Annotated in this window: 22 protein-coding genes; 11 read left to right on the plus strand and 11 right to left on the minus strand. The window is 69.9% G+C overall.

Translation table 11 applies throughout. The annotated features are described in order from the left end of the window. Positions 1–177 precede the first annotated feature (177 nt). Entirely contained in the window at positions 178–1,563 is a 1,386-nt protein-coding gene (locus tag QC283_RS31590) for a serine hydrolase domain-containing protein (RefSeq protein ID WP_279565165.1), read from the plus strand. Positions 1,564–1,647: 84 nt separating this feature from the next. Here QC283_RS31590 and QC283_RS31595 read toward each other — a convergent pair whose 3' ends face one another. The 7 genes from QC283_RS31595 to QC283_RS31625 form a co-directional block, all read right to left on the minus strand. Beyond that, positions 1,648–2,100, minus strand: coding sequence for a GNAT family N-acetyltransferase (locus QC283_RS31595; RefSeq protein WP_279565166.1), 453 nt, complete (start codon positions 2,098–2,100; stop codon positions 1,648–1,650). Between the two features lie 129 nt (positions 2,101–2,229). After that, positions 2,230–3,096: a GNAT family N-acetyltransferase gene (locus tag QC283_RS31600; protein ID WP_279565167.1), complete on the minus strand. Its 867-nt coding sequence runs from the start codon at positions 3,094–3,096 to the stop codon at positions 2,230–2,232. Between the two features lie 164 nt (positions 3,097–3,260). Next, complete coding sequence (locus QC283_RS31605) at positions 3,261–3,743, minus strand: NUDIX hydrolase (RefSeq protein ID WP_279565168.1); 483 nt, start codon at positions 3,741–3,743, stop codon at positions 3,261–3,263. A gap of 67 nt (positions 3,744–3,810) precedes the next feature. Beyond that, entirely contained in the window at positions 3,811–4,716 is a 906-nt protein-coding gene (locus QC283_RS31610) for a LysR family transcriptional regulator (protein WP_279565169.1), read from the minus strand. Positions 4,717–4,947: 231 nt separating this feature from the next. Next, positions 4,948–6,126 carry a cystathionine gamma-lyase gene (locus QC283_RS31615; RefSeq protein WP_279565170.1) on the minus strand — a complete coding sequence of 393 codons (1,179 nt, stop codon included), beginning with the start codon at positions 6,124–6,126 and terminating at the stop codon, positions 4,948–4,950. After that, positions 6,123–6,617 carry a low molecular weight protein-tyrosine-phosphatase gene (locus QC283_RS31620; protein WP_279565171.1) on the minus strand — a complete coding sequence of 165 codons (495 nt, stop codon included), beginning with the start codon at positions 6,615–6,617 and terminating at the stop codon, positions 6,123–6,125. The genes QC283_RS31615 and QC283_RS31620 overlap by 4 nt, the downstream gene beginning before the upstream one ends. A 5-nt stretch (positions 6,618–6,622) precedes the next feature. After that, entirely contained in the window at positions 6,623–7,000 is a 378-nt protein-coding gene (locus QC283_RS31625) for a phage holin family protein (protein ID WP_279565172.1), read from the minus strand. A 59-nt stretch (positions 7,001–7,059) separates the two neighbouring features. Between QC283_RS31625 and QC283_RS31630 the strand changes: the two genes are divergently transcribed. The 4 genes from QC283_RS31630 to QC283_RS31645 all read left to right on the plus strand — a co-directional run bounded on the left by QC283_RS31630 (position 7,060) and on the right by QC283_RS31645 (position 9,347). Beyond that, on the plus strand, positions 7,060–7,377 hold the full coding sequence (locus tag QC283_RS31630; RefSeq protein ID WP_279565173.1) for a cupin domain-containing protein: 318 nt from the start codon (positions 7,060–7,062) through the stop codon (positions 7,375–7,377). A 176-nt stretch (positions 7,378–7,553) separates the two neighbouring features. After that, positions 7,554–7,766 (plus strand): DUF5326 family protein, encoded by a 213-nt coding sequence (locus QC283_RS31635; protein WP_007388908.1) that lies wholly within the window; start codon positions 7,554–7,556, stop codon positions 7,764–7,766. 318 nt (positions 7,767–8,084) lie between these two features. Continuing rightward, a complete protein-coding gene (locus QC283_RS31640; RefSeq protein WP_336620674.1) occupies positions 8,085–8,810 on the plus strand; it encodes an IclR family transcriptional regulator in 726 nt (241 codons plus the stop codon). A gap of 99 nt (positions 8,811–8,909) precedes the next feature. Then, a complete protein-coding gene (locus QC283_RS31645; protein ID WP_279565175.1) occupies positions 8,910–9,347 on the plus strand; it encodes an SsgA family sporulation/cell division regulator in 438 nt (145 codons plus the stop codon). 60 nt (positions 9,348–9,407) lie between these two features. Here the strand turns inward: QC283_RS31645 and QC283_RS31650 are convergent, their stop codons facing one another. After that, a complete protein-coding gene (locus tag QC283_RS31650) occupies positions 9,408–11,024 on the minus strand; it encodes a YibE/F family protein (protein WP_279565176.1) in 1,617 nt (538 codons plus the stop codon). A gap of 253 nt (positions 11,025–11,277) precedes the next feature. Here QC283_RS31650 and thiC point away from each other — a divergent pair, with 253 nt between their 5' ends. Continuing rightward, positions 11,278–13,071 (plus strand): phosphomethylpyrimidine synthase ThiC, encoded by a 1,794-nt coding sequence (gene thiC / locus QC283_RS31655; protein WP_279565177.1) that lies wholly within the window; start codon positions 11,278–11,280, stop codon positions 13,069–13,071. A 248-nt stretch (positions 13,072–13,319) separates the two neighbouring features. Beyond that, a complete protein-coding gene (locus QC283_RS31660; protein WP_279565178.1) occupies positions 13,320–14,840 on the plus strand; it encodes a VWA domain-containing protein in 1,521 nt (506 codons plus the stop codon). A 24-nt stretch (positions 14,841–14,864) separates the two neighbouring features. Here QC283_RS31660 and QC283_RS31665 read toward each other — a convergent pair whose 3' ends face one another. The 3 genes from QC283_RS31665 to QC283_RS31675 form a co-directional block, all read right to left on the minus strand. After that, positions 14,865–15,734 (minus strand): hypothetical protein, encoded by an 870-nt coding sequence (locus QC283_RS31665; protein ID WP_279565179.1) that lies wholly within the window; start codon positions 15,732–15,734, stop codon positions 14,865–14,867. Positions 15,735–15,916: 182 nt separating this feature from the next. Further along, positions 15,917–17,023, minus strand: a complete 1,107-nt coding sequence (gene sppA / locus QC283_RS31670) for a Ser/Thr/Tyr protein phosphatase SppA (RefSeq protein WP_279565180.1) — start codon at positions 17,021–17,023, stop codon at positions 15,917–15,919. 381 nt (positions 17,024–17,404) lie between these two features. Beyond that, positions 17,405–18,517 carry a LacI family DNA-binding transcriptional regulator gene (locus tag QC283_RS31675; RefSeq protein ID WP_279565181.1) on the minus strand — a complete coding sequence of 371 codons (1,113 nt, stop codon included), beginning with the start codon at positions 18,515–18,517 and terminating at the stop codon, positions 17,405–17,407. Positions 18,518–18,926: 409 nt separating this feature from the next. Here QC283_RS31675 and hisC point away from each other — a divergent pair, with 409 nt between their 5' ends. From hisC to cydD, 4 genes are all read left to right on the plus strand, one after another. Continuing rightward, positions 18,927–20,006 carry a histidinol-phosphate transaminase gene (hisC, locus tag QC283_RS31680; protein ID WP_279565182.1) on the plus strand — a complete coding sequence of 360 codons (1,080 nt, stop codon included), beginning with the start codon at positions 18,927–18,929 and terminating at the stop codon, positions 20,004–20,006. Between the two features lie 412 nt (positions 20,007–20,418). Continuing rightward, positions 20,419–21,924 carry a cytochrome ubiquinol oxidase subunit I gene (locus tag QC283_RS31685; RefSeq protein ID WP_279565183.1) on the plus strand — a complete coding sequence of 502 codons (1,506 nt, stop codon included), beginning with the start codon at positions 20,419–20,421 and terminating at the stop codon, positions 21,922–21,924. Positions 21,925–21,945: 21 nt separating this feature from the next. Beyond that, positions 21,946–22,950 carry a cytochrome d ubiquinol oxidase subunit II gene (gene cydB / locus QC283_RS31690; protein ID WP_279565184.1) on the plus strand — a complete coding sequence of 335 codons (1,005 nt, stop codon included), beginning with the start codon at positions 21,946–21,948 and terminating at the stop codon, positions 22,948–22,950. 24 nt (positions 22,951–22,974) lie between these two features. Then, entirely contained in the window at positions 22,975–26,469 is a 3,495-nt protein-coding gene (gene cydD / locus QC283_RS31695) for a thiol reductant ABC exporter subunit CydD (protein ID WP_279565185.1), read from the plus strand. Positions 26,470–26,471 lie beyond the last annotated feature (2 nt).

Genomic DNA, 26,471 nt, shown 5'->3' on the forward strand with positions numbered 1-26,471 from the left:
GCCGCGCTGGCCGCAGGCAGAGGAAATGACACGGAGCTGAGACAACGAGCGGATGCCCCGGCGTGAGACAGCGCGACAGTGCCCTGGTCACAGCGTCGCCGCATGACAGGAGCCGCGAGATCCTACAGGCGGGGAAATCGGCTCGACGTGGGGGAGCCGGGCCGATGAACTGGGGGTATGACGACACAACAGGAAGAGTTGCTCCCCGCCACCCGCCGGGCGCTGCTGCACCGGATCGCCGTGGCACAGGCCGAAGGGCGCACCCCGTCGCTCGTCGCCGCTGTCGTCCGGGACGGGCACGCCGTGTGGCACGGAGCCCGGACCTCGGTCGAGGGGCACGGCCCGGACAAGAACGTGCAGTACCGGATCGGATCGATCACCAAGACGTTCACCGCTGTTCTCGTTCTGCGGCTGCGTGACGAGGGTGTGCTCGACCTCGGGGATCCGCTGGAGAAATACCTGCCGGGTACCGGGGCGGGCGAGGCCACGATCGCCGAGCTGTTGGCGCACTCAGGCGGGCTGGCCGCCGAGTCGCCCGGGCCGTGGTGGGAGCGGACGCCGGGTTCTCTGCGGCCCGAACTCGCCGATGTGCTGGGCAAGCAGCCGCTCCTGCATCCGGCGGGCCGTCGGCACCACTACTCGAACCCTGGCTATACCCTGCTCGGCGCGCTGGTCGAGAAGTTGCGCGGTGCTCCGTGGGAGGAGGTCCTGCGGCGGGAGGTGCTGGAACCGCTGGGTCTGGACCGTACGAGCGGGCGCCCGTTGATGCCCCACGCCGGTGGCTGGGCGGTACATCCGTGGGCCGATGTGATGCTGGCCGAGCCCGCCGAAGACCTCGGGCGGATGGCCCCCGCCGGGCAGCTCTGGTCCACCACCGCGGACCTGGCACGGTTCGCCGTCTTCCTGACGAAGGGGGACGACAGGGTGCTGAGCGCGGAGACCGTGCGGGAGATGCGGGAGCCCGCGGCGCCGTCCGAGGCCGCGGATGTCGTGGACGGCGCCGCGTACGGCCTCGGCCTGCAGATCCAGCGCTGGGACGGGCGGCTGCTCGTGGGGCATTCCGGCTCCCTGCCGGGTTTCCTGGCGAACCTCACCATCAGCGTGGAGGACGACGTCGCCGCGGTGGTACTGACCAACTGCACGTCCGGGCCACTGCCGGCCGGGGTCGGCGCCGATCTCGTTCGTATCGTCGCCGAGGCGGAGCCCCGGATCCCCGAACCCTGGCGCCCCCTGCGAGAAGTCGACACCTCTGTGCTGGAGTTGGCCGGGCAGTGGTACTGGGGGACACACGCCTTCGCCCTGCGGCTGACGGCGGATGGGGGAGTCTCGCTGGAACCGCTGTCGGGCTATGGTCGCCGCTCACGCTTCCGGACGAACGGCGACGGCACGTGGACGGGGCTCGAGGGCTACTACGCCGGGGAATCTCTGCGAGCCGTGCGGCGCCCGGACGGTTCCGTGAGCCACCTGGACCTCGGATCGTTCGTGTTCACACGTCAGCCGTACGACGAAGGGGCCCCTGTGCCGGGAGGAGTGGACCCGGCGGGGTGGCGAGGGATCGGCTAGGCATCTCGACCAGAGTCTTGGACGCGGTGCCTTGTTTCACGTGAAACAGGGCACCGCGGAGGACCGCGCAGGCGGTGCGTTCACTCAGAGCTGGAGTTTGAAACCCGTGTGGGAGGCTGAGAAGCCGAGGCGCTCGTAGAAGCGGTGGGCGTCCGTACGGCTCTTGTCGGAGGTGAGTTGTACCAGGTGGCATCCCTGCCGACGGGACTCGTCGACCGCCCACTCGATGAGCTGGGTGCCCAGGCCGCTGCCGCGTTCGGCGGCGTGGATGCGGACACCTTCGATGACCGAGCGGGTGGCGCCGCGCCGGGACAGACCGGGGACGATCGTCAGCTGGAGGGTGCCGACGACGCGGTCGCCGCGGACAGCGACGATGAGGTGCTGGTTCGGATCGGCGCTGAGCCGTTCGAACGCGGCCAGGTAGGGATTCAGGTCGTCCGGTGACTCCCGTTGGGCGCCCAGGGGGTCGTCGGCGAGCATCGCGACGACCGCTGGGATGTCGTCCTCGGTGGTGGCGCGTATTTCAAGATCTCCCATGGCCGCACCCTACGCAGAGGCGGCAGGAGGGAGCACGGCGTAGGGCGGCGTCATGGGCGGAACGCCTCGTTCCAGAGCTTGAGGCCAACCCCGGTGTCGTCGTGGCAGGAGAGGAAGCCCGCCGCGAGGTCAGCCCGCCGCCACCGTCAGCGGTGCGAACCGCCGGTTCCAGTCTCCGGGCAGCTCGGTGATCCCGTACGTCATGACCACATTGGGCGCGATGGAGACGAGACCGTGTGCCTTCGCCCAGGACAGCAACTCCTCGTGCCGTACGTCGATGTCCGTGCGCAGCGGACGGTCGGTGCGGGCGGCGAGGGAGGCGATGAGAGCCTTGGCCGCATCGGTGTCGCGGGCGATCAGGGGACCCACGACGTGGGTGTCCATATTGGGCCAGGCCGCGGCGTACCCGATGAGCCGGCCGTGCTCCTCGGCGACGCGCAGCTGGTCGGCGAAGGCCGGCAGCCGCGTGATGATGTGGGTGCGGTCGGCGCCGAACACCTCCTCATCGAGCCGGAGGATCGCGGTGAGGTCCTCGGCCGTGGCCGCGCGCGTGGCGACCCGGGGTTCGGGTCCGCCTGGAGTGAAACGCCCGCGCACCATCTCCGCCCGGCCGGTGGCCTTGAAGCCGAGCTCCTCGTAGAGCGGTCGGCCGTGGGGAGTCGCGTGCAGGGTCAGGGGGGTGGGGCCCAGCGCGGAGACGACGTGACGCATCAGCCGTCGTCCGACGCCCTGGCGGGCATGCCGCTCGGCGACCAGCACCATGCCGATGGCGGCGAGGGAGGGACGTTCGTGCGGTCCGTACTCGGTGATGGTGCAGGCGCTGACGAGACCGCCCCCCGGGTCGTCGATGCCGTACCCCTTCCCTGCTGTGAGGAGGAATCCCCACTTGTGCTCCTCGCGCGGCCACCCCCGGTCCTCGGACAGGTCGGCGCAGGCGGCGAGATCGCGGAGCGTCAGACGGCGGATCGGCAGAGAGGCGAGGGAAGGTGTCGGCACGCAGGTCAGGCTGTCCGACGACAGCCGTCCGCGTCCACCACTTTCCGGTGGAACACGCGAGCTTTTGGCCACGTTGTGGCCGAGCGCACAGTCGCCCGTCGCCCGTCGCCCGTCGCCCGTCGCCCGTCGGACGGCGTACCGGTCGGCAGCCCCCGTCGCCGGTGTCAGCCGAGGTCGGGGGCGTGCATGGCACGCACGCCCTCGATGTTGCCGTCCAGATAGTGCCGCAGCGACAGCGGTACGAGGTGGACGGAGGCAATCCCGACCCGGGTGAACGGCACCCGGACGATCTCGTACTCACCCGTGGGCTCGTCGACCTCTGGGCCGTGGCGCAGGGCCGGATCCATGGACTCCAGGTGACAGACGAAGAAGTGCTGCACCTTCACGCCGGTCGCGCCCTCGTCCTCGCCGATGTGCTCCACGGTGTCCACGAAACACGGGACCACGTCAGTGATCTTGGCTCCGAGTTCCTCGTACACCTCGCGGTGCAGGGCGTCCACGACAGTGCTGTCGCCCGGCTCCACTCCTCCTCCGGGAGTGACCCAGTAGGGATCGACACCCGGCTTGGTGCGTTTGATCAGGATCAGGTGGTCGCCGTCAAGGAGGACGGCGCGGGCGGTGCGCTTGACCACGGGTCGGACGGTCATGGGGAAAATGTGGCCCGGTTGGTTCCACGTGAAACATCGTGGGCGCTCACCGTGCGAGCGCGCCGGCTCAGTTCCAGTCGGCGGCCGCGCGCAGCAGCCCTTCATGGGCGCGGGCGATGTGCGGCATCGCCAACGTACCGGTACGCGCCACCAGGAAATAGGTTCGCAGTGGAGGCACCGTCGGCTCATGCAGGGCGACGACGGCGCCGCGCTCCAGTGCCTCGGCGCACAGATAGCGGGGCAGTACGGCGAGCCCGGCTCCCGCGACCGTGCAGGCGAGCACCGCACGCAGGTCGGGGGCGATGACCGTGCCAGGGGAGGCCGGGCGGGTGTCGAAGACGGACGCCCAGTAGCGGGCGACAAAGGGCAGCGACTCGTGCACCTCGACCACGGGAATGTGTTCCAGAGCGGGCGCGGGGGTGAGGCGGAGCTTTTCGGCGTCGGTGGGATCCACCCAACGTGGCGCGGCGACGAGGACGTGCTCCTCGTCGCAGAGCGGAGTCGCAGTGAGCAGCGCGCCGCGCGGCCGGGCCGTGCAGATGGCCAGATCGTGATGTCCGGCGGCCAGTCCCTCGAGAGTGTCCTCGGCGTTGCCGAACGAAGCGCGTAGAGCGAAACCCTGTCCGTCCTCGCTGGTGAGGCGGGTGAGTAGGGGAAGTGCCCGCTCGGCGGTGAACTCGGGAGGACCGGCTAGATGCAGGGTTTTCAGCAAGGAGTCGTCGTCCACCCCGGTTTCGGCGATCTCCACCAGGGCGTCGAGGTGCGGGGCCACCTTGTGGGCGAGTTCGTCGCCGATGGTCGTCGGGGTGACGCCGCGGGCCTGCCGCAGGAACAGGGGGCGTCCGAGCTGCCGTTCCAGGGTGCGGATCTGCGACGTGACGGCCGGTTGGGAGAGGCCGAGCAGGGCCGCCGCGCGGGTGAAGGAGCCGGCTCGGTGCACGGTCACGAAAGTGCGCAGCAAGGCCAGGTCCACGAGAAACCCTCTCCCTCTTCCGTTCCCCTCCAGCCCTCCGGCCGCGCCCAACTATAAATATGTCGATAGGTCGCTGTCGCTACGGTGATTGGACACTGACACTGAGTCAACTAGCCTTAATCACGCGGTTCTTCGCGCGCGGAACCGGAGGACGGTCCGAGCCACGAGGGGGGAGGCTCGGACCGTCCGTCGTATGCGGCCGGACACGGCACGGGGGCTGTGCGGCGGCGGTCAGTCCGCTGATTCCTCCAGTGCGCGCAGCAGGTCGGCGACCAGGTCCTCGGGATCCTCCGCGCCGACCGAGAGCCGGACGAAGCCCTCCGGCACCGCGTCGCCGCCCCAGCGTCCGCGCCGCTCGGCCGTGGACCGCACCCCGCCGAAGCTGGTCGCGTCGTCCACGAGCCGCAGCGCGTCGAGGAAACGATCGGCACGCGCGCGCGTGGACAGCGTGAAGGAGACGACACATCCATAGCGCAGCATCTGCTGCGAGGCGATCGTGTGCGAGGGGTCGTCGGACAGTCCCGGATAGCGCAGTCCGGTGATCTCGGGCCGCGTCCGGAGGGCTTCGGCCACCTTGAGCGCGGTGGCGTTCTGCCGGTCCACACGCAGATGGAGGGTGGCGATCGAACGGTGGGCGAGCCAGGCCTCCATGGGGCCGGGGATCGCACCGACGATCTTGCGCCAGCGTCGTACGGCGGCCATCGCCCCGGCGTCCCGGCCGGTCACGTAGCCCAGCAGGACGTCGCCGTGCCCGGTGAGCTGCTTGGTGCCGCTGGCTACGGAGAAGTCAGCACCGAGCTCCAGCGGTCGCTGTCCGAGGGGCGTGGCGAGCGTGTTGTCGACGGCGACCAGGGCGCCACGCGCGTGGGCCGCCTCGACGAGCCGCCGGACGTCGCACACATCGAGCCCGGGGTTCGACGGCGTCTCGATCCACAGCAGTTTCGCTCCGTCCAGGACGTCGAGCTGGGCGTCCCCGCCGGTCGGCGCGGTGCGTACCTCGATGCCGTACGCCTCCAGCTGGGCCCGGGCCAGCGGCAGCGCCTGGTAGCCGTCGTCGGGCAGGACGGCCGCGTCACCGGCACGCAGCTGTGAGAAGAGCACCGAGGAGATCGCGGCCATTCCGGAGGCGAACACGAGTGTCTCGACGCTGTCCTGCCCGGGCGCCTCCAGCTCGCCGATGGCGCGCTCGAGGAGTGTCCAGGTCGGGTTCTCGTCGCGGCCGTAGGTGTACGGACCGGTCGGCTCGCCCGGCAGATGGAAGTGGGCGGCGAACACGGGACCGGGCAGCGTCGGTTCGTGCTTGACGGGCTCGGGCAGTCCGGCCCGTACCGCGCGCGTGCCGTCACCGGCGCCGGCGAGGACCCCCTCCGCGCCCGTACCGGCCTCGTCGTTCGTAGCGGAACAGCTCATGCCGCCAGTCCTTCCACTTGCTCGCGTACCGCGGCGAGCAGTCCGGCGCTCGCCGTCTCCACCATCTCAAGGCACTCCCCGAAGCCGTCGACTCCCCCGTAATAGGGGTCGGGCACGTCGAGGTCGCCACGGTCGGCGGCAGGGTCGTAGGACCGCAGCAGCCGCACCTTGGCCGCGTCCTGCTCCGTGGGCGCGAGGCGACGCAGGGCCCGCAGGTGGCCGGTGTCGAGGGCGATGACGAGGTCGAGGCGGGAGAACCAGGACGGTTGGAACCTGCGGGCCGTGTGGGCGACGCCGTAGCCGTTCTCCTCCAGGACGGCCACGGTGCGGGGATCGGCGCCCTCGCCCTCGTGCCAGCCGTCGGTGCCGGCGCTGTCGGCCACGACCAGGCCGTCCAGCCCGGCGTCCGCCACGCGCGCGTGGAAGACGGCCTCGGCCATCGGAGATCGGCAGATGTTGCCCGTGCACACGAAGCAGACGCGGTAGGTCATCGGGATCAGTCCTTGTCGGGCAGGAACGCGTTGAGGGCCCAGGAGACGATCGAGATGATCAGGCCGCCGAGGACGGCGGTCCAGAACCCGTCGACGTGGAAGCTCAGGTCGAGTTTGTCGGCCAGCCACGACGTGAGCAGCAGCATCAGCGCGTTGACCACCAGCGTGAAGAGCCCGAGGGTCAGGATGAACAGGGGGAAGGTCAGTAGCTGCACGATGGGCTTGACCAGCATGTTCACCAGGCCGAACACCAGGGCGACGACGATGAGGGTGGCGGCCTTCTCGCCGGTGCCGCCCCCGGTCAGAGTGATCTTGTCGAGCAGCCACACGGCGACCGCGAGGGCGCCCGCGTTGGCGATCGTCTTGACTAGGAAATTCTTCATGTGTCTGATCGTGGCAGACGCGATCGGAAACGAACGGTGAGGCAGGGGCGGACGAGGCGATGAAGGCATTCCGGCTGGACGAACTGGAGGCGGAGCGTGCCGCCAATGACGGTGCCTACCTGCAGTTCCTGCGCGAACGGAACATGTCGGTCGGTCTGTACGCCCTCGACGCGGGTACGGCCGACCCGCAGCAGCCGCACGGGCAGGACGAGGTGTACTTCGTGGTGAGCGGGCGGGCCGCGATCACCGTGGGTATGGAGACGACCCAGGTCGCCCGCGGCAGCGTGGTGTACGTGCCGGCCGGGGTCGCGCACAAGTTCCATCACATCAGCGAGGACCTGCGGGTTCTGGTGGTGTTCTCTCCGCCCGAGAGCTGAGCCGCGACCCCGGGGTTCCCTAGGGGATCGGTCAGGGGGAGACAAGGGATGCGAGGGCCCTGCCGGGACCCTCGCGGCCCTAGCATCGAGTGCAGGACAACAGAAGATTCCCAGAGGGACACCGGGCCATCCGAGGAACCGGCACTCGAACGGGCAGAGAGGTAAGGACGAGGGCGATGCGAGAGATCTTCACGGGACTGCCGTGGTGGGTGAAGTGGATCGCGGTGCCGGTCATCGCCCTGGTCGTGTTCGGCGGGCTGATCGCCAGTGTGGTCGGCTTCGTGATCGGACTGCTGTTCAAGCTGCTGGTCTTCGTCGCACTCGTCGGCGGACTGATCTACGTCGTACGCAAGTTCATGTCGAGCTCTTCGTCACGCAGCGACTGGTGAGAGCCGTGGGGAACCGGTGGCGGTAACAGGAATCGCCGGTTCCCTCGCGCGAGGGAAGTTTCCCGGACGGGCCGTCGGCGAGCGGTGACCGGCGATTAGAGTCCGGAACTCCACGCGGGGGCGACCCCGCGAGTGGCGTACACCCCCACCCGTGTTCCCCGCACGGGCTGCCCCCTCGCGTTCCGGGAGTGCCCCTTGGCCACGGCCGACACCGCATTCGTTCCGCTGCACGCACTGCCCGTGCAGCCCCACTCGACGCCTGGGACACCCGCCGGGGATCCCCCCGCGGGTCCTCCGACCGTGACCCTCATCGGCTCCGTGCAGCGGGCGATGCGCCTTCTGGAGTGCGTCGCCGAGCACGAGTACGGAGCCCCCGCCAAGCAACTGGCCCGTGAGGCGCGACTGGCGCTGCCCACGGCGTACCACCTGCTGCGCACCCTGGTGCACGAGGGGTATCTGCGCCGGGAGAAGGGCCTGTTCTTCCTCGGCGAGGCCGCCGAGCGGCTGAGCAGCAGCGGAGCCGAGCAGAAACGTCGCAGCACGGTGGTCGACGCGCTGGCACACATGCGCGACACGATCGGCGTCCCCGTCTACTACGCCATGTACCGTGACGGCGAGATCGAGATCAGGTGCGTCTCCGACACGCCGGGCAATCCGGCGGTCGAGGAGTGGGCGGATTTCCGTGAGACCGGGCACGCGCACGCCATCGGGCAGTGCCTGCTGTCGCAGTTGGACGAGGATGCCCGCCGCGACCACCTGGACCGGTACCCGGTGCAGCCGGTCACGCCCTACACGGTGCGTGACGGACACAGCCTGCTGAAACGACTGGAACGCACGCGGCGGATGACGCCGGTGACCGAACGCCAGGAGTACGCCCTGGGGACGGTCTGCGCGGCGATTCCTATCACCGTCGGCACCACGGCGGCGACGATGGCCATCTCCCTGCCCCTCCAACAGGCCGGTCGGCTGCTGCCCGCGGCGGACCGGCTGCAGCACGAGGTGGGACGGCTTCTGGGGTCACTCGCGATCTCTATCAGTATCTGAAAACTCACTCCTTGTGATCTGGTGTGTACGTTAAGCAAGATGCCATCAGTGTTAGAGGTTTGATTCCCGGACAGTCGACGGCGAATGACGGGGTAGGCGATGGGCGAGTCCGTACAGGCAGAGGTCATGATGAGCTTTCTCGTGTCCGAGGAGCTCTCTTTCCGCATTCCCGTGGAGCTGCGCTACGAGACCTGTGATCCCTATGCGGTGCGACTGACCTTCCACCTGCCCGGGGACGCGCCGGTGACCTGGGCCTTCGGCCGGGAGTTGCTGGTCGACGGGGTGGGGCGACCGTGCGGCGACGGTGACGTGCGTATCGCCCCGGTCGATCCCGAGCCGCTGGCCGAGGTGCTGATCCGGCTTCAGGTCGGCAGCGACCATGCGCTGTTCCGTTCGTCCGCGGCGCCCCTGGTGGCGTTCCTCGACCGGACCGACAAGCTGGTGCCATTGGGGCAGGAGGGCGCGCTCGCCGACTTCGACGCCCACCTCGACGAGGCCCTGGACCGCATCCTGGCGGAGGAACAGAGCGCGGGCTGAACCGTTACGGCAGCTCCACAGCGTTGGCGTAACGCTTCGCCAGGGCCGTCCGCCGAGGAGTCAGCGCTTACGGCGGCGGCCCCGTCCGCGCACGGGAGCCGCACCCGTACCCGGCGTCGACCCGGAGGCCTGTGCCGCCGGACGGTCGGCCGGTCGGTTGCCCGGCCGATCGGCCGACACGACGAGGGCCGCGAGGGCCGTGGTGACCGGAACGGACGCCACCAGGCCGATCGAGCCGACCAGCGTGCGCACGATCTCCTCCGCGACCAACTCGCTGTTGGCGACCGTCCCCACACCGCTCTGCGCGATCGAGAACAGCAGCAGCAGCGGCAGCGCGGCACCCGCGTAGGCGAGGACGAGCGTGTTGACGACCGAGGCGATGTGGTCTCGTCCGATACGGATGCCCGCGCGGTACAGCGCGCGCCGGCCCATCATCGGATTGGCCTCGTGCAGTTCCCAGACCGCCGAGGTCTGGGTGACCGTCACGTCGTCGAGGACACCGAGCGAACCGATGATGACGCCGGCGAGCAGAAGGCCGCTCATGTCGATCGTCGGATACAGGCCGTGAATGAGACCGGTGTTGTCGTCCGTGTTCCCGGTCAGCGCGGCCCAGCCGATGAACAGCGACCCGAGAACACCGATCAGCAACAACGAGATCAGGGTGCCGAGTACCGCCACGGAAGTGCGTGCCGACAGGCCGTGGCACAGATACAGGGCGATCAACATGATGGCGCTGGACCCGACCACCGCCACGGCCAGCGGGTTCGATCCCTGCAGGATCGCGGGCAGGATGAAGAAGTTCAGCAGCAGGAAGCTCATGGCCAGCGAAACCAGGGCCATGAGGCCCCGCAGCCGTCCGACGACCACGACGGCGAGCGCGAAGATGCCGGCGAGCAGGGCCATCGGGAGCCGACGATTGATGTCGGTCACCGAGTACTGCAGGTCCTCCGGCGCGGAGGGCTCGTAGGCGACCACGACCTTCTGCCCCTGCCGCAACTGCCGTGACTGGTCCGGCTGCACGAGCTCGGTGAACGTGCGGCCCTTGTCGTCGCCGCTGTCGACGCGGATCGTCGCCCGCTTGCAGTCGCCGTTGGCCTGTTGCACCGCGGAGGAGCCCTCGGCGGTGGAGGTGTCGCCGGTCGGGGGGACGCCCGAGGCGTTGACGGCCTGGCAGCTCAGCTCGACCACCTTGGTGACGGTGCCCTTCTCCGTCTGCCGGTCGAAGCCCACCCCGGTGCGTTCGTGCGGCGGGGCACCGCCCGGCCACAGCACCGCGAGCCCGATCAGCACCGCCGCGGCGAACGGGATGAGGACCGCGGCGATGACCTTTCTCAGGTGCCGGGAGACGGGCGCCGCCGGTCCGTGCCCATGGGCGTGCGCATGCCCGTGCCCGCCCCCACCCCCGCCCCCGTGGCCCCCGGAACCGCCGTCTCCGGCACCATGCCCACCGTCGGCCCCGCGTCCGTCTCCGGCACCGCGCCCATCGCCCGCGCCGTGCCCACCACCCGCACTGTGCCCACCGCCCGTACCGGGCCCGTCGCTCACGTCATGTCTGCCACCGCCCGCGCCGTGAGAACCGGTGGGGGCGTGCCCGGCTTCACGGCGACTGTGGTCCTCGGCGCTCGGTCCGGGGCGGGGCTCGTGCGGCGGAAACGGGGGATGCTGCGGTGTGGTCACCGGCCGATCATCGCAAGAACGTGGAGGGCCCTCTGTTCACCGCGCCCGAATTGACGCTAGCGTGGAGGCACCTTTGTACACGCGGGAGCTCGGAGCACCGGGCTGAGAGGGCGCTGACCTCCGTCCCAGCGATGTTTCACGGGAAACGTCACCGAACCCAAGTGATGTTCCCCACGAAGCGTCGGCAGACGGAAGCCGCTGCGTCGACCGCCGAACCTGTTACCGGGTAATGCCGGCGTAGGGAGTAGGTCTCATGACCATCAAGGACGCACGCACGCCTGCCTCCACGCAGAACTCCGCTCAGGAGGAGCCCACGGAGGCCGGGAAGTCCATCGGCTGGCACAAGGCGTACGTCGAGGGCTCGCGCCCCGACCTGCGCGTGCCGGTTCGCCAGGTGCACCTCACCAACGGGCAGTCGGTCACGCTGTACGACACTTCGGGCCCGTACACCGACCCGCTCGTCGACACCGATGTCCGCAGGGGGCTGAATCCGCTGCGTGAGAACTGGATCATCGCCCGCGGCGACACCGAGGAGTACGCGGGCCGTCCCGTTCGCCCCGAGGACGACGGAATCAAGCACACCACTCCGCGTGGCGGTCTGCGCAACCTGGACGCCGTCTTCCCCGGACGACCGCGTCAGCCGCGCCGGGGGAGGGACGGCAACGCGGTCACGCAGCTCGCGTACGCACGCAGGGGCGAGATCACGCCCGAGATGGAGTATGTGGCCGTGCGGGAGAGCGTCTCGCCGGAAGTGGTCCGTGAGGAGATCGCAGCCGGCCGGGCCGTGCTTCCCGCCAACGTCAACCACCCGGAGATCGAGCCGATGATCATCGGCAAGAGGTTCCTGGTGAAGGTCAACGCCAACATCGGCAACTCGGCGGTGACGTCCTCCATCGAGGAGGAGGTCGACAAGATGACCTGGGCGACCCGATGGGGCGCCGACACGGTCATGGACTTGTCCACCGGCCGCAACATCCACACCACACGCGAGTGGGTGCTGCGTAACTCCCCCGTCCCCATCGGGACAGTGCCGCTCTATCAGGCCCTGGAGAAGGTAGACGGCCGGGCCGAGGAGCTGACCTGGGAGATCTACAAGGACACGGTCATCGAGCAGGCCGAGCAGGGCGTGGACTACATGACGGTCCACGCCGGAGTACGCCTGGCATACGTGCCGCTCACCGCGAACCGCAAGACCGGCATCGTCTCGCGCGGCGGCTCGATCATGGCGGCATGGTGCCTGGCGCACCACAGGGAGTCGTTCCTCTACGACAACTTCGAGGAGCTCTGCGAGATCCTCGCCGCCTACGACGTCACGTACTCACTCGGCGACGGCCTGCGGCCGGGCTCGATCGCGGACGCCAACGACGAGGCGCAGTTCGCCGAGTTGCGCACGCTCGGGGAACTCAACCGGATCGCCAAGCGTTTGAACGTTCAGACCATGATCGAGGGCCCGGGCCATGTCCCGATGCACAAGATCAAGGAGAACATCGACCTTCAGCAGGAGATCTGCGATGAAGCTCCGTTCTATACGCTCGGGCCGCTGACGACGGACGTCGCGCCGGCGTACGACCACATCACCTCCGGCATCGGTGCCGCGATGATCGCCTGGTGGGGCACGGCCATGCTCTGCTACGTCACGCCCAAGGAGCATCTGGGCCTGCCCAACCGTGACGACGTCAAGACCGGCGTCATCACCTACAAGATCGCCGCCCATGCCGCCGACCTCGCCAAGGGGCACCCAGGCGCGCAGGAATGGGACGACGCGCTGTCGGACGCCCGATTCGAGTTCCGGTGGGAGGACCAGTTCAACCTGGCTCTCGACCCGGACACGGCGCGGGAGTTCCACGACGAGACGCTGCCGGCCGAGCCCGCCAAGACGGCCCACTTCTGTTCCATGTGCGGGCCGAAGTTCTGCTCGATGAAGATCTCCCAGGACATCCGACGTGAGCACGGAGGCAGCAAGGCCGAGATCGAGGAGGGCATGGCCCAGAAGTCGAAGGAGTTCGCGGCGAGCGGGAACAGGGTGTACTTGCCGCTGGCCGACTGAGCATCCCCCGCTGCGACCTCACGCTGAGCTGCCCTGTGTACGTGCGACGGGGCCGCTCAGTGCCTGTCCCCCGAGCTGTCGGCAAAGGTGCTCAGTGAGCGGTTGCGGGCCCTTCGGGAGGTAACACTGGGGCCGGATGAGGGTAAGTCCGGATGAGGCCAGGTGAGGCAGGCGGGTGAAGGGGGCGGGAGCGGTCGCCGGGGTCTGCCCTCTCCCCACCGAGGGGCTCTGCTGGGCAGACTGGGCGCATGACAGCCACCTCCCTGAGCAAGGGCGCCAACCTCGCCGTCGACTCCCCCGCGGTGCGTGCCGAACTCGTCTGGTCCGCCGGTCCGGGGGTGCCGGAGGTCGATGCCTCCGCACTGCTGCTCACCCCGGCCGGACGGGTCCGGGACGACGGCGACTTCGTCTTCTACAACCAGCCTCGCCACGCGTCCGACGCGGTGGTGTATCTGGGCAAGCAGGACGGCCACGGTACCGGCGCGGGTGTCACGACCGATGCCGTCGAGGTGGACCTGCGCTCGGTGGAATCGGCCGTCGACCGCATCGCCCTGTGCGCCTCGGCGGACGGCGGGACGTTCGGTCAGGTCCGGGGGCTGTCACTGCGCTTGCTGGACGCCGGGACCCGCACCGAGCTGGCCCGGTTCGACATCACGGCCGGGACGGAGACCGCGATGGTCGGCGGCGAGCTGTACCGGCGCCAGGGGAAGTGGAAGTTCCGCGCGGTCGGGCAGGGGTACGCCTCCGGCCTCGCGGGGCTGGCCACCGACTTCGGCATCAGTGTGGACGACACTCCCCCGGCTGGCGTGCCCACCACCCCGGCTTCCCCACCGCTCACGCCCCCGGCACCCCCGGCATCACCGACGTCCCCGGTGCCTCCGGCACCAACGGCATCCCCGGTGCCCCCGGCACCGCCCGAGCCGACGGCCCCGTCTGCTCCGCCCACCGCGCCGGCCTCGCCGCACGCAGCCAGGCCTGCGCCGCACGCGGCCACTGGCTCCGGGCCCCGCCTCACCAAGGGTGAGGAACGGCTTCCCGTGGACATGCGCAAGCGACTGTCCCTGCGCAAGGAACAGGTCGCGGTCAGCCTGACCAAGCACGGGGCGGCCGGTGCCACCGCACGCGTCATCCTGGTCCTCGACGCCTCCGGGTCCATGTCCTTCCTCTACTCCAAGGGCGTGGTCACGGACGTCGTGGAGCGGATGGCCGCCGTCGCCGCGCAGCTGGACGACGACGGTGAGATGCAGGCATGGACCTTCGCCTCGAACCCCGCCCGGCTGCCCGACCTGCGCCTGGGAGACCTCCCCGACTGGCTCCGGCTGCACGTACGCGTGGGGGAGATCAGCCTGTTCCGCCGCGGCCGGAAGAAGGGCCTGCACCCCGAGCAGGTCGACATGCGGGCGGTCGGCATCCAGAACGAGGAGCAGAAGGTGATCGCCGAGGTCCGGGCCTACGTCCGGGACAACCCGGCGTCGGCTCCGACCTTGGTGCTGTTCTTCTCCGACGGCGGTGTCTACCGCAACGCCGAGATCGAGCGGGAGCTGCGGGAGTCGGTGGAGGAGCCCGTCTTCTGGCAGTTCGTGGGGCTGGGGCGGTCCAACTACGGGGTGCTCGAGCGGTTCGACACCCTGCCGGGCCGCCGCGTCGACAACGTCGGCTTCTTCGCGGTGGACGACATCAGCACCGTCCCGGACCCGGAGCTGTACGACCGTCTGCTGTCCGAGTTCCCGGCCTGGATCACTGCCGCCGGCCGGGCGGGCATTCTCTGATCCGTTGCCCGCCCTGGCCGGTGGCTACTCGGGCCGGTGTTCCGGGCCGCCGAAGTCCGGGCTGCTGTAGTCCGGGCTCGAGTAGCGCGGACGCGGACCGGCCTCGGGGCCGCCGTCGGGGCTCGTGAAGCCGGGACGGCCGTAGCCGAGGTGCGGCATGCGGCTGGTCGGCCTCGCCAGGCCCGTACGGTGCGGTGCCGTCGTGCTCGGGTCGGCCAGGGCCTCCCGCAGGAACGGCAGGATGCCGCGTTCCAGCAGGGCGTCGTGCCAGGCGTTCCTGGCCCGGACCACTTCCTCGTCGCGTTCGTCGTAGAAGTGGGACTCGGCGGAGGGGCGGTTGCGCAGCGCGGTGAGCAGCAGGCCCACCGCGGCGACGAGGATGGCCACCGCGGTCACGGCGCCGAACACCCATCCGGTGGTGAGCATGGTCTGCGCGAAGGCCTGACCCGGATCGAGCATCTTCAGGATGTACCCGACGAGCAGGAAGATCGCCGCGGCGGTGCCGGCCAGGACGGGTGCCAGGACGGCGACGACGGCGACGGCACCCGCGCCGGTCGCCTCGGCGACCTCACCCATGGTGGCGGCGAGCCCCACCGCGCCCGTGCCCGGCTCGTCGGAGCCGGACTCGCGTGTGGACGACGACGGGGCGGGCGGTGCCGGATGACGCAGTTCCTCGCGGACCTTCACGTAATGCTGGTACTCGGTCGTGGCCGCCGCCGTGATGAGGGCGGTGGCGTTGAGTGCCATGGTGCGCAGTTGTCCGTGGTTGAGCCGCTGTCCGACAGCGGCCAGTTCCGGGCGGTGTGGTGCGGAGCGCAGCGCCTCGTCAAGGATCCGCTCGTACTCTTTGCGGTCCTCGTTCGACAGGTACTGCGGAACGCTGTTCATGTGCATCCCCCGATGCTCCGTAGGGCTTGGGGCTCGCATGCCAACGAGCCGTCGGGCAGAAACGGAGGGGAGCCTGCTACGGATAAGCCGATGGTAGAGCGGTGACGGTGGGCGGTGACAGGGGGTTTCCAGAAATTGGGTGCCGACCTGTGGGGACGCGACCGCGGTGGAAGCGCTCCGGTGAACCGTCAGACGTCGAGCGGCAGTTGCTGGACCAGCAGCTTTCCGGCCATGGTCACGCCGCCGTCCATCGCGATGGCCAGTCCGTCCGCGTAGACGTGAGGTCCCTCCACCACGGTACGCGTGTCGTCCTCGCCGTCCTCGGAGCCGACCTCGCCCAGCAGGTAGGGGATGGGGCTGTGGCCGTGAACGATCCGGGTGCCGCCGTACGTGTCCAGCAGGGAGCGTACGGCGTCGGCGCCGCCCTCGTCCCGGAAGGAGAAACGCTTGGTGAACTTGCGGAACAGGTCCCACACCTCTTCCGCGTCGTTGCGCGTGAGCGCCTCGCGGACGGTGTCGTTGACCTCCTCGATGGAGCGGCCGTAGTCGAGGTAGGTGGTGGCGTCCGAGTGGACCAGGAGGTGGTCGTCGACCTCTTCCATGGCGTCGAGGCGGGCCATCCACTGCAGGTGGTGGTCCTGCAGTCGGTCCATGTCGGTCTTCTGGCCGCCGTTCAGCAGCCAGGCCGCCTGGAAGGTGGCGGTGCCCGCGCCGGAGTTGACGGGTGTGTCGCCGAATCGCTTGGCGCCGAGCAGCAGCAGCTCGTGGTTGCCCATCAGCGCCTTGCAATAGCCGCCGGCCGCCGCGGCCTCGGCGGACAGCCGCATCACGAGGTCGATGACGCCGATGCCGTCCGGGCCGCGGTCCGTGAAGTCACCGAGGAACCACAGGCGGGAGGTGCCCGCGCACCACTGCCCGGCGGCGTCGATGAGGCCCTTCTCCCGAAGGGCGGCCAGCAGCTCGTCGAGGTAGCCGTGCACGTCGCCGACGACGAACAGCGGGCCCTGGCCCCTGGGGGACTGCTGCACCTGGACCGGTTCGGGGTCGACGGGCACCTGGACCGTGTCACCCCGACGGATGACGGGCAGATCCCGCTGAGTGGGGGTGTACCCCTCCGGGAGAGCCTCCTCGTACCCCTCCTCGGAGGGCGGCGCGGCCTCGCTCGCACGCGTGCCGGTGGCGGCGTACGGAGCGGCCTCGTGGACGTACGCGGGCACCCGGAAGTCGCGTACCGTCGCGGTCCGCTCCACCTCGGGTCCCTGACCGGCCCCCTGAGTCATCGACCCCTCCACCATCGCGCCGCATCTGCACCGCTTCGGACTGCCTGGTCGCAGCGGCCCGCGGTGTGTGGGCCCATCATAGGAATGCGGATCGCGCTGTGTGATGACCCAGGGGTGGTGAATCAGAACAGGACTCCGGTTCGCCGTGGCTTTCGCCCCGATTGGGCCCGGCTTCGCCCATCCGTGACGGCGGCTCGACCATGCCCCGGGACGCGCCGGGCGCCGCCTCCGCCCTCCTCGCCGCCGTGGCCGCGCGACGTGCCGCCGCGGGCGTGCCGTGCTCGCGCGACGTGCCCTCGTGCCGGGGCAGGGTTGCCTCCGCTTCCGCGGGGCACTGCCCCTGTTCCCGCAGTGCCTACCGGCCGGTTCCGCGTGTCCGCGTGCCCGGGGGCGGCCCTACTCGCCCTCGGGTGACCGCGGAGGGCTGACCGTCGTACGGGGCGGGCGGCGCTGCGACGATGTACGCACGATCAGTTCGGTCGGTATCACCTGCTCGACCGGCTGATCCGAGTCGAGCCCCTCGATGGCGTCGATGAGGACCTGGATCACCGCCGTGCCGATGCGGCGGGGTTTCAGCGAAAGGGTCGTGATGGGCGGCTCGGTGCTGGCGTACACGGTGGATTCGCTGCAGCAGACCAGCAGCAGGTCCTCCGGTACGCGCAGGCCGTAGCGGCGGGCGGCGGCGAGCAGGTCGGTGCCGTTCGGGTCGAACAGGCCGTAGACGGCGTCGGGCCGGTCGGGGCGGGCGAGCAGTCGGTCGGCGGCGACCGCGCCGGCACACGGATCGTGGGCCGGGTAGGCCTCGTAGACCGGGTCCTGTCCGACGCGTTCGCACCAGCGCAGGTAGGCGGTGGTCGACAGACGGGTGTACGTGTCGGTCGTAGTTCCGGTGAGCAGGCCGATCCTGCGGGCCCCGGCGTCGGCCAGGTGGTCGAGGATGCCGAGGACGGCGGCCTCGTGGTCGTTGTCGACCCAGGCGGTGACGGGGAGTGAGCCGGCCGGGCGGCCGTCGGAGACGACCGGTAAACCCTGGCGTACCAGTTCGCTGACGACCGGGTCGTGGTCGGAGGGGTCGATGACGACCGTGCCGTCGAGGGCGACGTTGGACCACACGTCGTGACGGGAGGTCGCCGGGAGGATGACGAGGGCGTAGCCGCGGGCGAGCGCCGCGGACGTGGCGGCGCGCGCCATCTCGGCGAAGTACGCGAACTCGGTGAAGGTGAAAGGTTCATCCCCGTACGTGGTGACGGTCAGGCCGATGAGTCCGGACTTGCCGGTGCGCAGCGTGCGGGCGGCGGCCGAGGGCCGGTAGCCCAGTCGGTCGGCGACCTCGCGCACATGGCGCCGGGTGGCATCCGGGAGTCGGCCCTTGCCGTTGAGGGCATCGGAGACGGTAGTGATGGATACTCCGGCGGCGGCGGCCACGTCCCTGATGCCCGCCCGGCCCGGCCGACTGCCTCGACGTGAGGTTTCCGCGCGGCTCACCTGGTGCTTCCCTGCTGCTGTCATGGCGAGCCGATAGTAGGGCTCATGGGGTGGGGTAGGGCGGACGCATATGCATGCGTTGACAGTCACGTTTCTGCAAGATCATAAAGCAGCAATGGCCTTGAAAAGTAAGCCACTTGAGCCTCTGAACCCCCGTACCTGGCGTGTCGAACAGTGAGGGCCTGCCAAGTGGTGGATGTTGCGAAGAGGTCTCAACTCACCTGCACGGGGGATGCGCGCCACGGCGCGAGCCACCGGCGCGTAGATATATGTGCGGCGCGCCCCCGAATCGTGCGCCTTCGTGTGCTGATGCCCCTGATTCCTCTGAGGTCAGTGTGACGGATGAGGCCTGGCCTCCCCTATACGCGGCGGCGCCGAATCCTCATAGGGTGAGAAGTATTCGATTCCGGTGGTGGTCACGAGGAGGACTGCGGTGAGCGAGACGAGCCCCAAGCTGCGCGCCGAGCTGGAGGGGATTCCCACCTACAAGCCGGGAAAGCCCGCCGCGACCGACGGCCCGGAGGCCTACAAGCTGTCCTCCAACGAGAACCCCTATCCGCCCCTGCCGGGCGTGATGGAGACGGTGACGGCCGCGGCCGCGTCCTTCAACCGGTACCCGGACATGGCCTGTACGTCCCTGATGAGCGAACTGTCGGACCGGTTCGGCGTGCCCCTCTCCCACCTGGCCACCGGGACCGGCTCTGTAGGTGTGGCCCAGCAGCTGATCCAGGCGACCTCGGGCCCGGGCGACGAGGTGATCTACGCCTGGCGCTCCTTCGAGGCGTACCCGATCATCACGCAGGTCAGCGGCGCGACGTCCGTGAAGGTGCCGCTGACGCCGGGTGACGTGCACGACCTGGACGCGATGGCGGCCGCGATCACCGACCGGACCCGGCTGATCTTCGTCTGCAACCCCAACAACCCGACGGGCACGGTGGTGCGGCGCGAGGAGCTGGAGCGGTTCCTCGACCGGGTGCCGAGCGACGTGCTGGTGGTTCTCGACGAGGCCTACCGCGAGTTCATCCGCGACCCCGAGGTGCCGGACGGTGTCGAGATCTACCGTGAGCGGTCCAACGTCTGTGTTCTGCGCACCTTTTCCAAGGCGTACGGACTCGCCGGCCTGCGGGTCGGCTTCGCGATCGCCCATGAGCCGGTGGCGGCGGCGCTGCGCAAGACGGCGGTGCCCTTCGGGGTGAGCCAGATCGCGCAGGAGGCGGCGATCGCCTCGCTGCGAGCCGAGGACGAGCTGATCGGCCGGGTCGGTTCGCTGGTGTGCGAGCGCACGCGCGTGGTCGACGCGCTGCGCGCGCAAGGCTGGACGGTGCCGGAGACCCAGGCCAACTTCGTGTGGCTGCGGCTGGGGGAGCGCACGGTCGCTTTCGCCGACGCCTGCGAGCAGGCCGGCGTGGTCGTCCGGCCGTTCCCGGGCGAGGGCGTGCGGGTGACGGTCGGGGAGAACGAGGCGAACGACATCTTCCTGAAGGTGTCGGAGGAGTTCCGCAAGGAGCTGTAGGCCCGCCGCCGTCGCGCGGGTCACTCGCCTATGTGTACGCCTATGTGTACGCCTATGTGTACGCCTACGTAGTCGCCTGCGCGCACGCCGCCGTACGCGCAGGTCGCTGTGCAGAGACGGCCCAGGTGTGCCGGTTTCACGTGAAACCGGCACACCTGGGCCGAAGCACCCCCTTCGCCCCACGAGACACGCCCTCCGCCGCATGGCTGATTCAGCAAGGCGTTGAGGTTCCCGCCAAGGGGTTGACGTCACAGGGGACCCCCCTTCCGGTGTCGAAAAGCTGTACGTCATAATTGCTTGTGAATGTGAACGCGTTCACAAGCGTGTCCCGGTTGCGCCCGAGATAGGTGTGACATACACGCGCAAAACGCCGCTGACCACGGCGCTGTGGCGATGTAAGGAGACTGACGACGTGGACTTGGCTCTGGCGCCGGAGACGCTGGCGCGATGGCAGTTCGGCATCACGACCGTCTACCACTTCCTGTTCGTCCCGCTGACGATCTCGCTGGCCGCCCTCACGGCCGGACTGCAGACCGCCTGGGTCCGCACGGAGAAGGAGAAGTACCTCAGAGCGACCAAGTTCTGGGGCAAGCTCTTCCTGATCAACATCGCGATGGGTGTCGTCACCGGCATCGTGCAGGAGTTCCAGTTCGGCATGAACTGGTCCGACTACTCCCGCTTCGTCGGCGACGTCTTCGGCGCCCCGCTCGCCTTCGAGGCGCTGATCGCCTTCTTCTTCGAGTCCACCTTCATCGGCCTGTGGATCTTCGGCTGGGACAAGCTGCCCAAGAAGATCCACCTGGCCTGCATCTGGATGGTCTCGATCGGCACGCTGTTGTCGGCGTACTTCATCCTCGCGGCCAACTCCTGGATGCAGCACCCCGTCGGCTACCGGATCAACGAGGAGAAGGGCCGCGCCGAACTCACCGACTTCTGGGCGGTCCTGACCCAGAACACCACCCTCAACCAGGTGTTCCACAGCTTCTCGGCGGCCTTCCTGACGGGCGGCGCCTTCATGGTCGGCATCGCGGCCTTCCACCTGATGCGCAAGAAGCACATCCCGGTGATGCGGACATCGCTGCGGCTCGGCCTGGTCACCCTGGCGGTCGGCGGCGTGCTCACCGCCGTCAGCGGCGACACCCTCGGCAAGGTCATGTACGAGCAGCAGCCGATGAAGATGGCCGCCGCCGAGGCCCTGTGGGACGGCGAGGAGCCGGCGCCCTTCTCCGTGTTCGCCTACGGGGACGTCGACGAGGGGCACAACAAGGTCGCCCTGGAGATACCCGGACTGCTGTCCTTCCTCGCCCACAGCGACTTCGACTCCTACGTGCCCGGCATCAACGACACCAACAAGGCGCTGCAGGAGAAGTTCGGCCCCGGTGACTACAAGCCCATCGTCCCCGTCGCCTACTGGGGCTTCCGCTGGATGATCGGCTTCGGGATGGCGTCCTTCTCCCTCGGCCTGCTGGGCCTGTGGCTGACGCGGAAGAGGTTCATGCTGCCGGCGGCCATGCGGAGCGGTGAGGACGAGGTGCCGCACCTGGTGCTGCTGCGCAAGCCGCTCGGCACCAGACTCACCCGCCTGTACTGGCTCGTGGCCCTGTGGACGATGGCGTTCCCGCTGATCGCCAACTCCTGGGGCTGGATCTTCACCGAGATGGGCCGGCAGCCCTGGGTCGTCTACGGAGTGATGCAGACCCGCGACGCGGTCTCCCCCGGTGTCTCCCAGACCGAGGTCATCATCTCGATGGTCGTCTTCACCACGCTTTACGCCATCCTCGCCGTCATCGAGGTCAGGCTGCTCGCCAAGTACGTGAAAGCGGGCCCGCCCGAGCTCACCGAGGCCGACCTGAACCCGCCCACGAAGATCGGCGGCGACCTCCGTGACGCCGACAAGCCGATGGCCTTCTCGTACTAGGCCCGAGGGAGCTGCACAGTCATGGAACTGCACGACGTCTGGTTCGTTCTGATCGCCGTCCTGTGGACCGGCTACTTCTTCCTGGAGGGCTTCGACTTCGGGGTCGGTGTGCTCACCAAGCTGCTCGCCCGGAACCGGGCCGAGAAGCGGGTGCTGATCAACACCATCGGTCCCGTGTGGGACGGCAACGAGGTGTGGCTGCTCACGGCCGGTGGCGCGACCTTCGCCGCCTTTCCCGAGTGGTACGCCACGCTCTTCTCCGGGTTCTACCTGCCCCTGCTGGTCATCCTGGTCTGCCTGATCGTCCGGGGTGTCGCCTTCGAGTACCGGGTGAAGCGCCCCGAGGAGAGATGGCAGCGCAACTGGGAGACCGCGATCTTCTGGACCTCGCTGCTCCCGGCGTTCCTGTGGGGCGTGGCCTTCGGCAACATCGTCCACGGAGTGAAGATCGACCGTGAGCTGGAGTACGTCGGCTCCGTCTGGGACCTGCTCAACCCGTACGCCCTCCTCGGCGGTCTCGTCACGCTGACGTTGTTCACCTTCCACGGGACGGTGTTCACCGCGCTCAAGACCGTCGGTGAGATCCGCGAGCGGGCCCGGGCGCTGGCGCTGCGCGTCGGCCTCCTCACGGCCGTGCTGGCCCTGGCCTTCCTGGTCTGGACGCAGGTCGACAGCGGGGACGGCAAGAGCCTGGTCGCCCTGGTGGTGGCCGTGGCGGCGCTGGTCGTGGCCCTGATGGCCAACCAGGCCGGGCGCGAGGGATGGTCGTTCGCGCTCTCCGGCGTCACCATCGTGGCCGCCGTGGCGATGCTCTTCCTGACGCTCTTCCCGAACGTCATGCCGTCCACGCTCGACGCGGACTGGAGCCTCACCGTCACCAACGCCTCGTCCAGCCCCTACACCCTGAAGATCATGACCTGGCTGGCCGCGATCGCCACGCCGGTCGTCCTGCTCTACCAGGGCTGGACGTACTGGGTGTTCCGCAAGCGGATCGGCACCCAGCACATCGCCGAACCCGCGCACTGAGTCCGGACGGGAGGCCTGTTTCACGTGAAACCCATCGACCCGCGGCTCCTGCGGTACGCCCGAGCCACCCGGTTCTTCCTGACGGCGGTCGTCGTCCTGGGCGCCGTCGGCGCCGGGTTGCTCGTCGCGCAGGCGATGCTTATCGCCGAGGCGGTGGTGGGCGCCTTCCAGCACGGCATGACGGCAGCCGAACTACGCACTCCCCTGCTGCTCCTGGTGGCCGTCGCCTGCGGTCGCGCGCTGGTCGGCTGGCTCACCGAACTGGCCGCGCACCGGGCGAGCGCGGCAGTCAAGTCCGAGCTGCGGGGCCGGCTGCTGGAGCGGGCCACCGCGCTCGGCCCCGGCTGGCTGAGCGGACAGCGGACCGGGTCGCTGGTCGCCCTGGCCACCCGCGGAGTCGACGCGCTCGACGACTACTTCTCGCGCTATCTGCCGCAGCTGGGACTCGCGGTGGTCGTACCCGTGGCGGTGCTGGCCCGCATCGTCACCGAGGACTGGGTCTCGGCGGCCATCATCGTCGGCACCCTGCCGCTCATCCCGATCTTCATGGTCCTGATCGGCTGGGCCACGCAGTCCAGGATGGACCGCCAGTGGCGGCTGCTGTCCCGGCTGTCCGGGCACTTCCTGGACGTGGTCGCCGGGCTGCCGACGCTGAAGGTCTTCGGGCGGGCCAAGGCACAGGCCGACTCGATCAAGCACATCACCGGCGAATACCGGCAGGCGACCATGCGGACGCTGCGGATCGCCTTCCTGTCCTCCTTCGCACTGGAACTGCTCGCCACCCTCTCCGTGGCGCTCGTCGCCGTCACCATCGGCATGCGGCTCGTCCACGGAGACATGGCCCTGTACGACGGCCTGGTCGTACTCGTGCTGGCACCCGAGGCCTATCTGCCGCTGCGGCAGGTGGGGGCGCAGTACCACGCGGCGGCCGAGGGGCTCGCCGCCGCCGAGGAGATCTTCGAGGTGCTGGAGCGGCCCGTCCCGGCCCCGGGGAACGGCCCGGTGCCGACGGACGGTGCCCTGTCCTTCGAGGACGTGACCGTCCGCTACCCCGGACGCGACGCGGACGCCGTGACGGACGTGAGCTTCACCGTCGCGCCCGGCGAGACGCTCGCGCTCGTCGGCCCGAGCGGGGCGGGCAAGTCGACCCTCCTCAACTCCCTCCTCGGCTTCGTACGCCCGACCGGGGGGCGGATCCGCGTCGGAGGAGCCGACCTCACCTCCCTCGACCTGGCGCAGTGGCACGCGCGTGTCGCCTGGGTGTCCCAGCACCCGCACCTGTACGCCGGCACCATCGCCGAGAACGTACGGCTGGCCCGTCCCGAGGCCGACGACGCCGCCGTACGGCGGGCACTGCTGGACGCGGGCGCGCTGGAGTTCGTGGACGCGCTGCCCGAGGGAACGGGGACGGTGCTCGGGGAGGACGGGGCCGGGCTGTCCGCCGGGCAGCGGCAGCGGCTGGCGCTGGCCCGGGCGTTCCTCGCGGACCGGCCGGTGCTGCTGCTCGACGAGCCGACCGCCGCCCTGGACGGGGCGACCGAGGCCGAGATCGTGGCCGCCGTACGGAGGCTGGCCAAGGGGCGGACGGTGCTGCTGGTGGTGCACCGGCCGGCCCTGCTGGAGGTGGCCGACCGGGTGGTACGGCTGGAGGACCCGGTACGCACCGCCGCGACCGTCGGTCGGGCATCGGCTGCCCGTTCTGCCGAGGAACCTCCTGGAGCCACTGCTCCGGTTCGCCCCGACGCCCCGGCCCGCTCGGCGGAGGTACGGGGCGGCATCCTCGCCAGGGTGCGCGCGATGTCCGCCGCCCGGCGCGGGCGGCTCGGCCTCGCCCTGCTGCTCGGCAGCCTGGCCCTCGGCAGTGCCGTGGGCCTGATGGCCACCTCCGGATACCTCATCTCGCGTGCCTCCGAGCAGCCGCCGGTGCTGTATCTGATGGTGGCGGTGACGGCGACGCGCGCCTTCGGCATCGGGCGGGCCGTGTTCCGCTACGCCGAGCGGCTCGTGTCGCACGACGCCGTGCTGCGGATGCTGGCCGACACCCGGGTCGCCGTGTACCGGCGACTGGAGCGGCTGGCACCCACGGGGCTGCGCCGCAGCCGTCGGGGCGACCTGCTGTCCCGGCTCGTCGCGGATGTCGACGCCCTCCAGGACTACTGGCTGCGCTGGCTGCTGCCGGCCGTGTCCGCGGTGGTCGTCTCGGCCGCCTCGGTCGGCTTCACGGCCTGGTTGCTGCCGGAGGCGGGTGCCGTTCTCGCGGTCGGCCTGCTGGCGGCCGGAGCCGGGGTCCCGCTGGTCACCGGCGCCGTGGCACGGCGAGCCGAGCACAGGCTCGCCCCGGCCCGCGGGGTGCTCGCCACCCGGGTGGCCGACCTGCTCACGGGTACCGCCGAGCTGACCGTCGCCGGAGCTCTGCCCGCGCGTGCCGCCGAGGCGCGCCGGGCCGACGGCACGCTCACCCGGATCGCCTTGCGCGCCGCCACCGCCACCGCGCTGGGCGACGGGCTCACCGCGCTGATCTCCGGCCTGACCGTCGCGGGCGCCGCCCTCGTCGGAATCCAGGCCCTCGCCGACGGCCGGCTCGCGGGCGTGGCCGTGGCCGTCGTCGTCCTCACCCCGCTGGCCGCCTTCGAGGCCGTACTCGGGCTGCCGCTGGCCGTGCAGTACCGGCAGCGGGTGCACAGGAGCGCCGAGCGCGTGTACGAGGTGCTGGACGCCCCCGCGCCCGTACGGGAGCCGGAGACGCCCCGGCGGGCGCCCACGTCGCCGTTCCCGGTCGTTCTCAGGTCGCTGGCCGCACGCCACCCCGGACAGGATCGGGACGCCCTGGCAGGGGTCGGCCTGACGCTGGCGGAAGGCCGCCGTGTCGCCGTCGTCGGACCGTCCGGGTCCGGCAAGACGACCCTGGCCCAGGTCCTGCTGCGGTTCCTCGACTCGGACGCGGGCTCCTACACACTGGCCGGCGTGGACGCCTACGCCCTGGCCGGTGACGACGTACGGCGCTTCGTCGGGCTGTGCGCGCAGGACGCGCACATCTTCGACAGCTCGGTGCGCGAGAACCTGCTCCTGGCGAAGAAGGACGCCACCGAGGGCGAGCTGCGCGGCGCGCTGGCAGGGGCCCGGCTGCTGGAGTGGGCCGACAGCCTGCCCGCCGGTCTGGACACACTGGTCGGGGAGCACGGGGCACGGCTGTCCGGCGGGCAGCGGCAGCGGCTGGCACTTGCCCGGGCGCTGCTCGCGGACTTCCCGGTTCTCGTGCTCGACGAGCCCGCCGAGCACCTGGACCTGCCGACCGCCGACGCTCTCACCGCCGATCTGCTGGCCGCCACAGAGGGCCGAACGACACTGCTGATCACACACAGGCTGGCGGGTCTGGACGCCGTGGACGAGGTGATCGTGCTGGACGAGGGCCGCGTCGTGCAGCGCGGGACATACGCGGAACTGACCGCTGTGCCGGGGCCGCTGCGGGCGATGGCCGAGCGGGAGGCGGCGTCGGAACTGCTGGTGGGGGCCAAGTGACC

Source organism: Streptomyces sp. DH41 (genome assembly GCF_029813785.1).
Classification (GTDB): domain Bacteria; phylum Actinomycetota; class Actinomycetes; order Streptomycetales; family Streptomycetaceae; genus Streptomyces.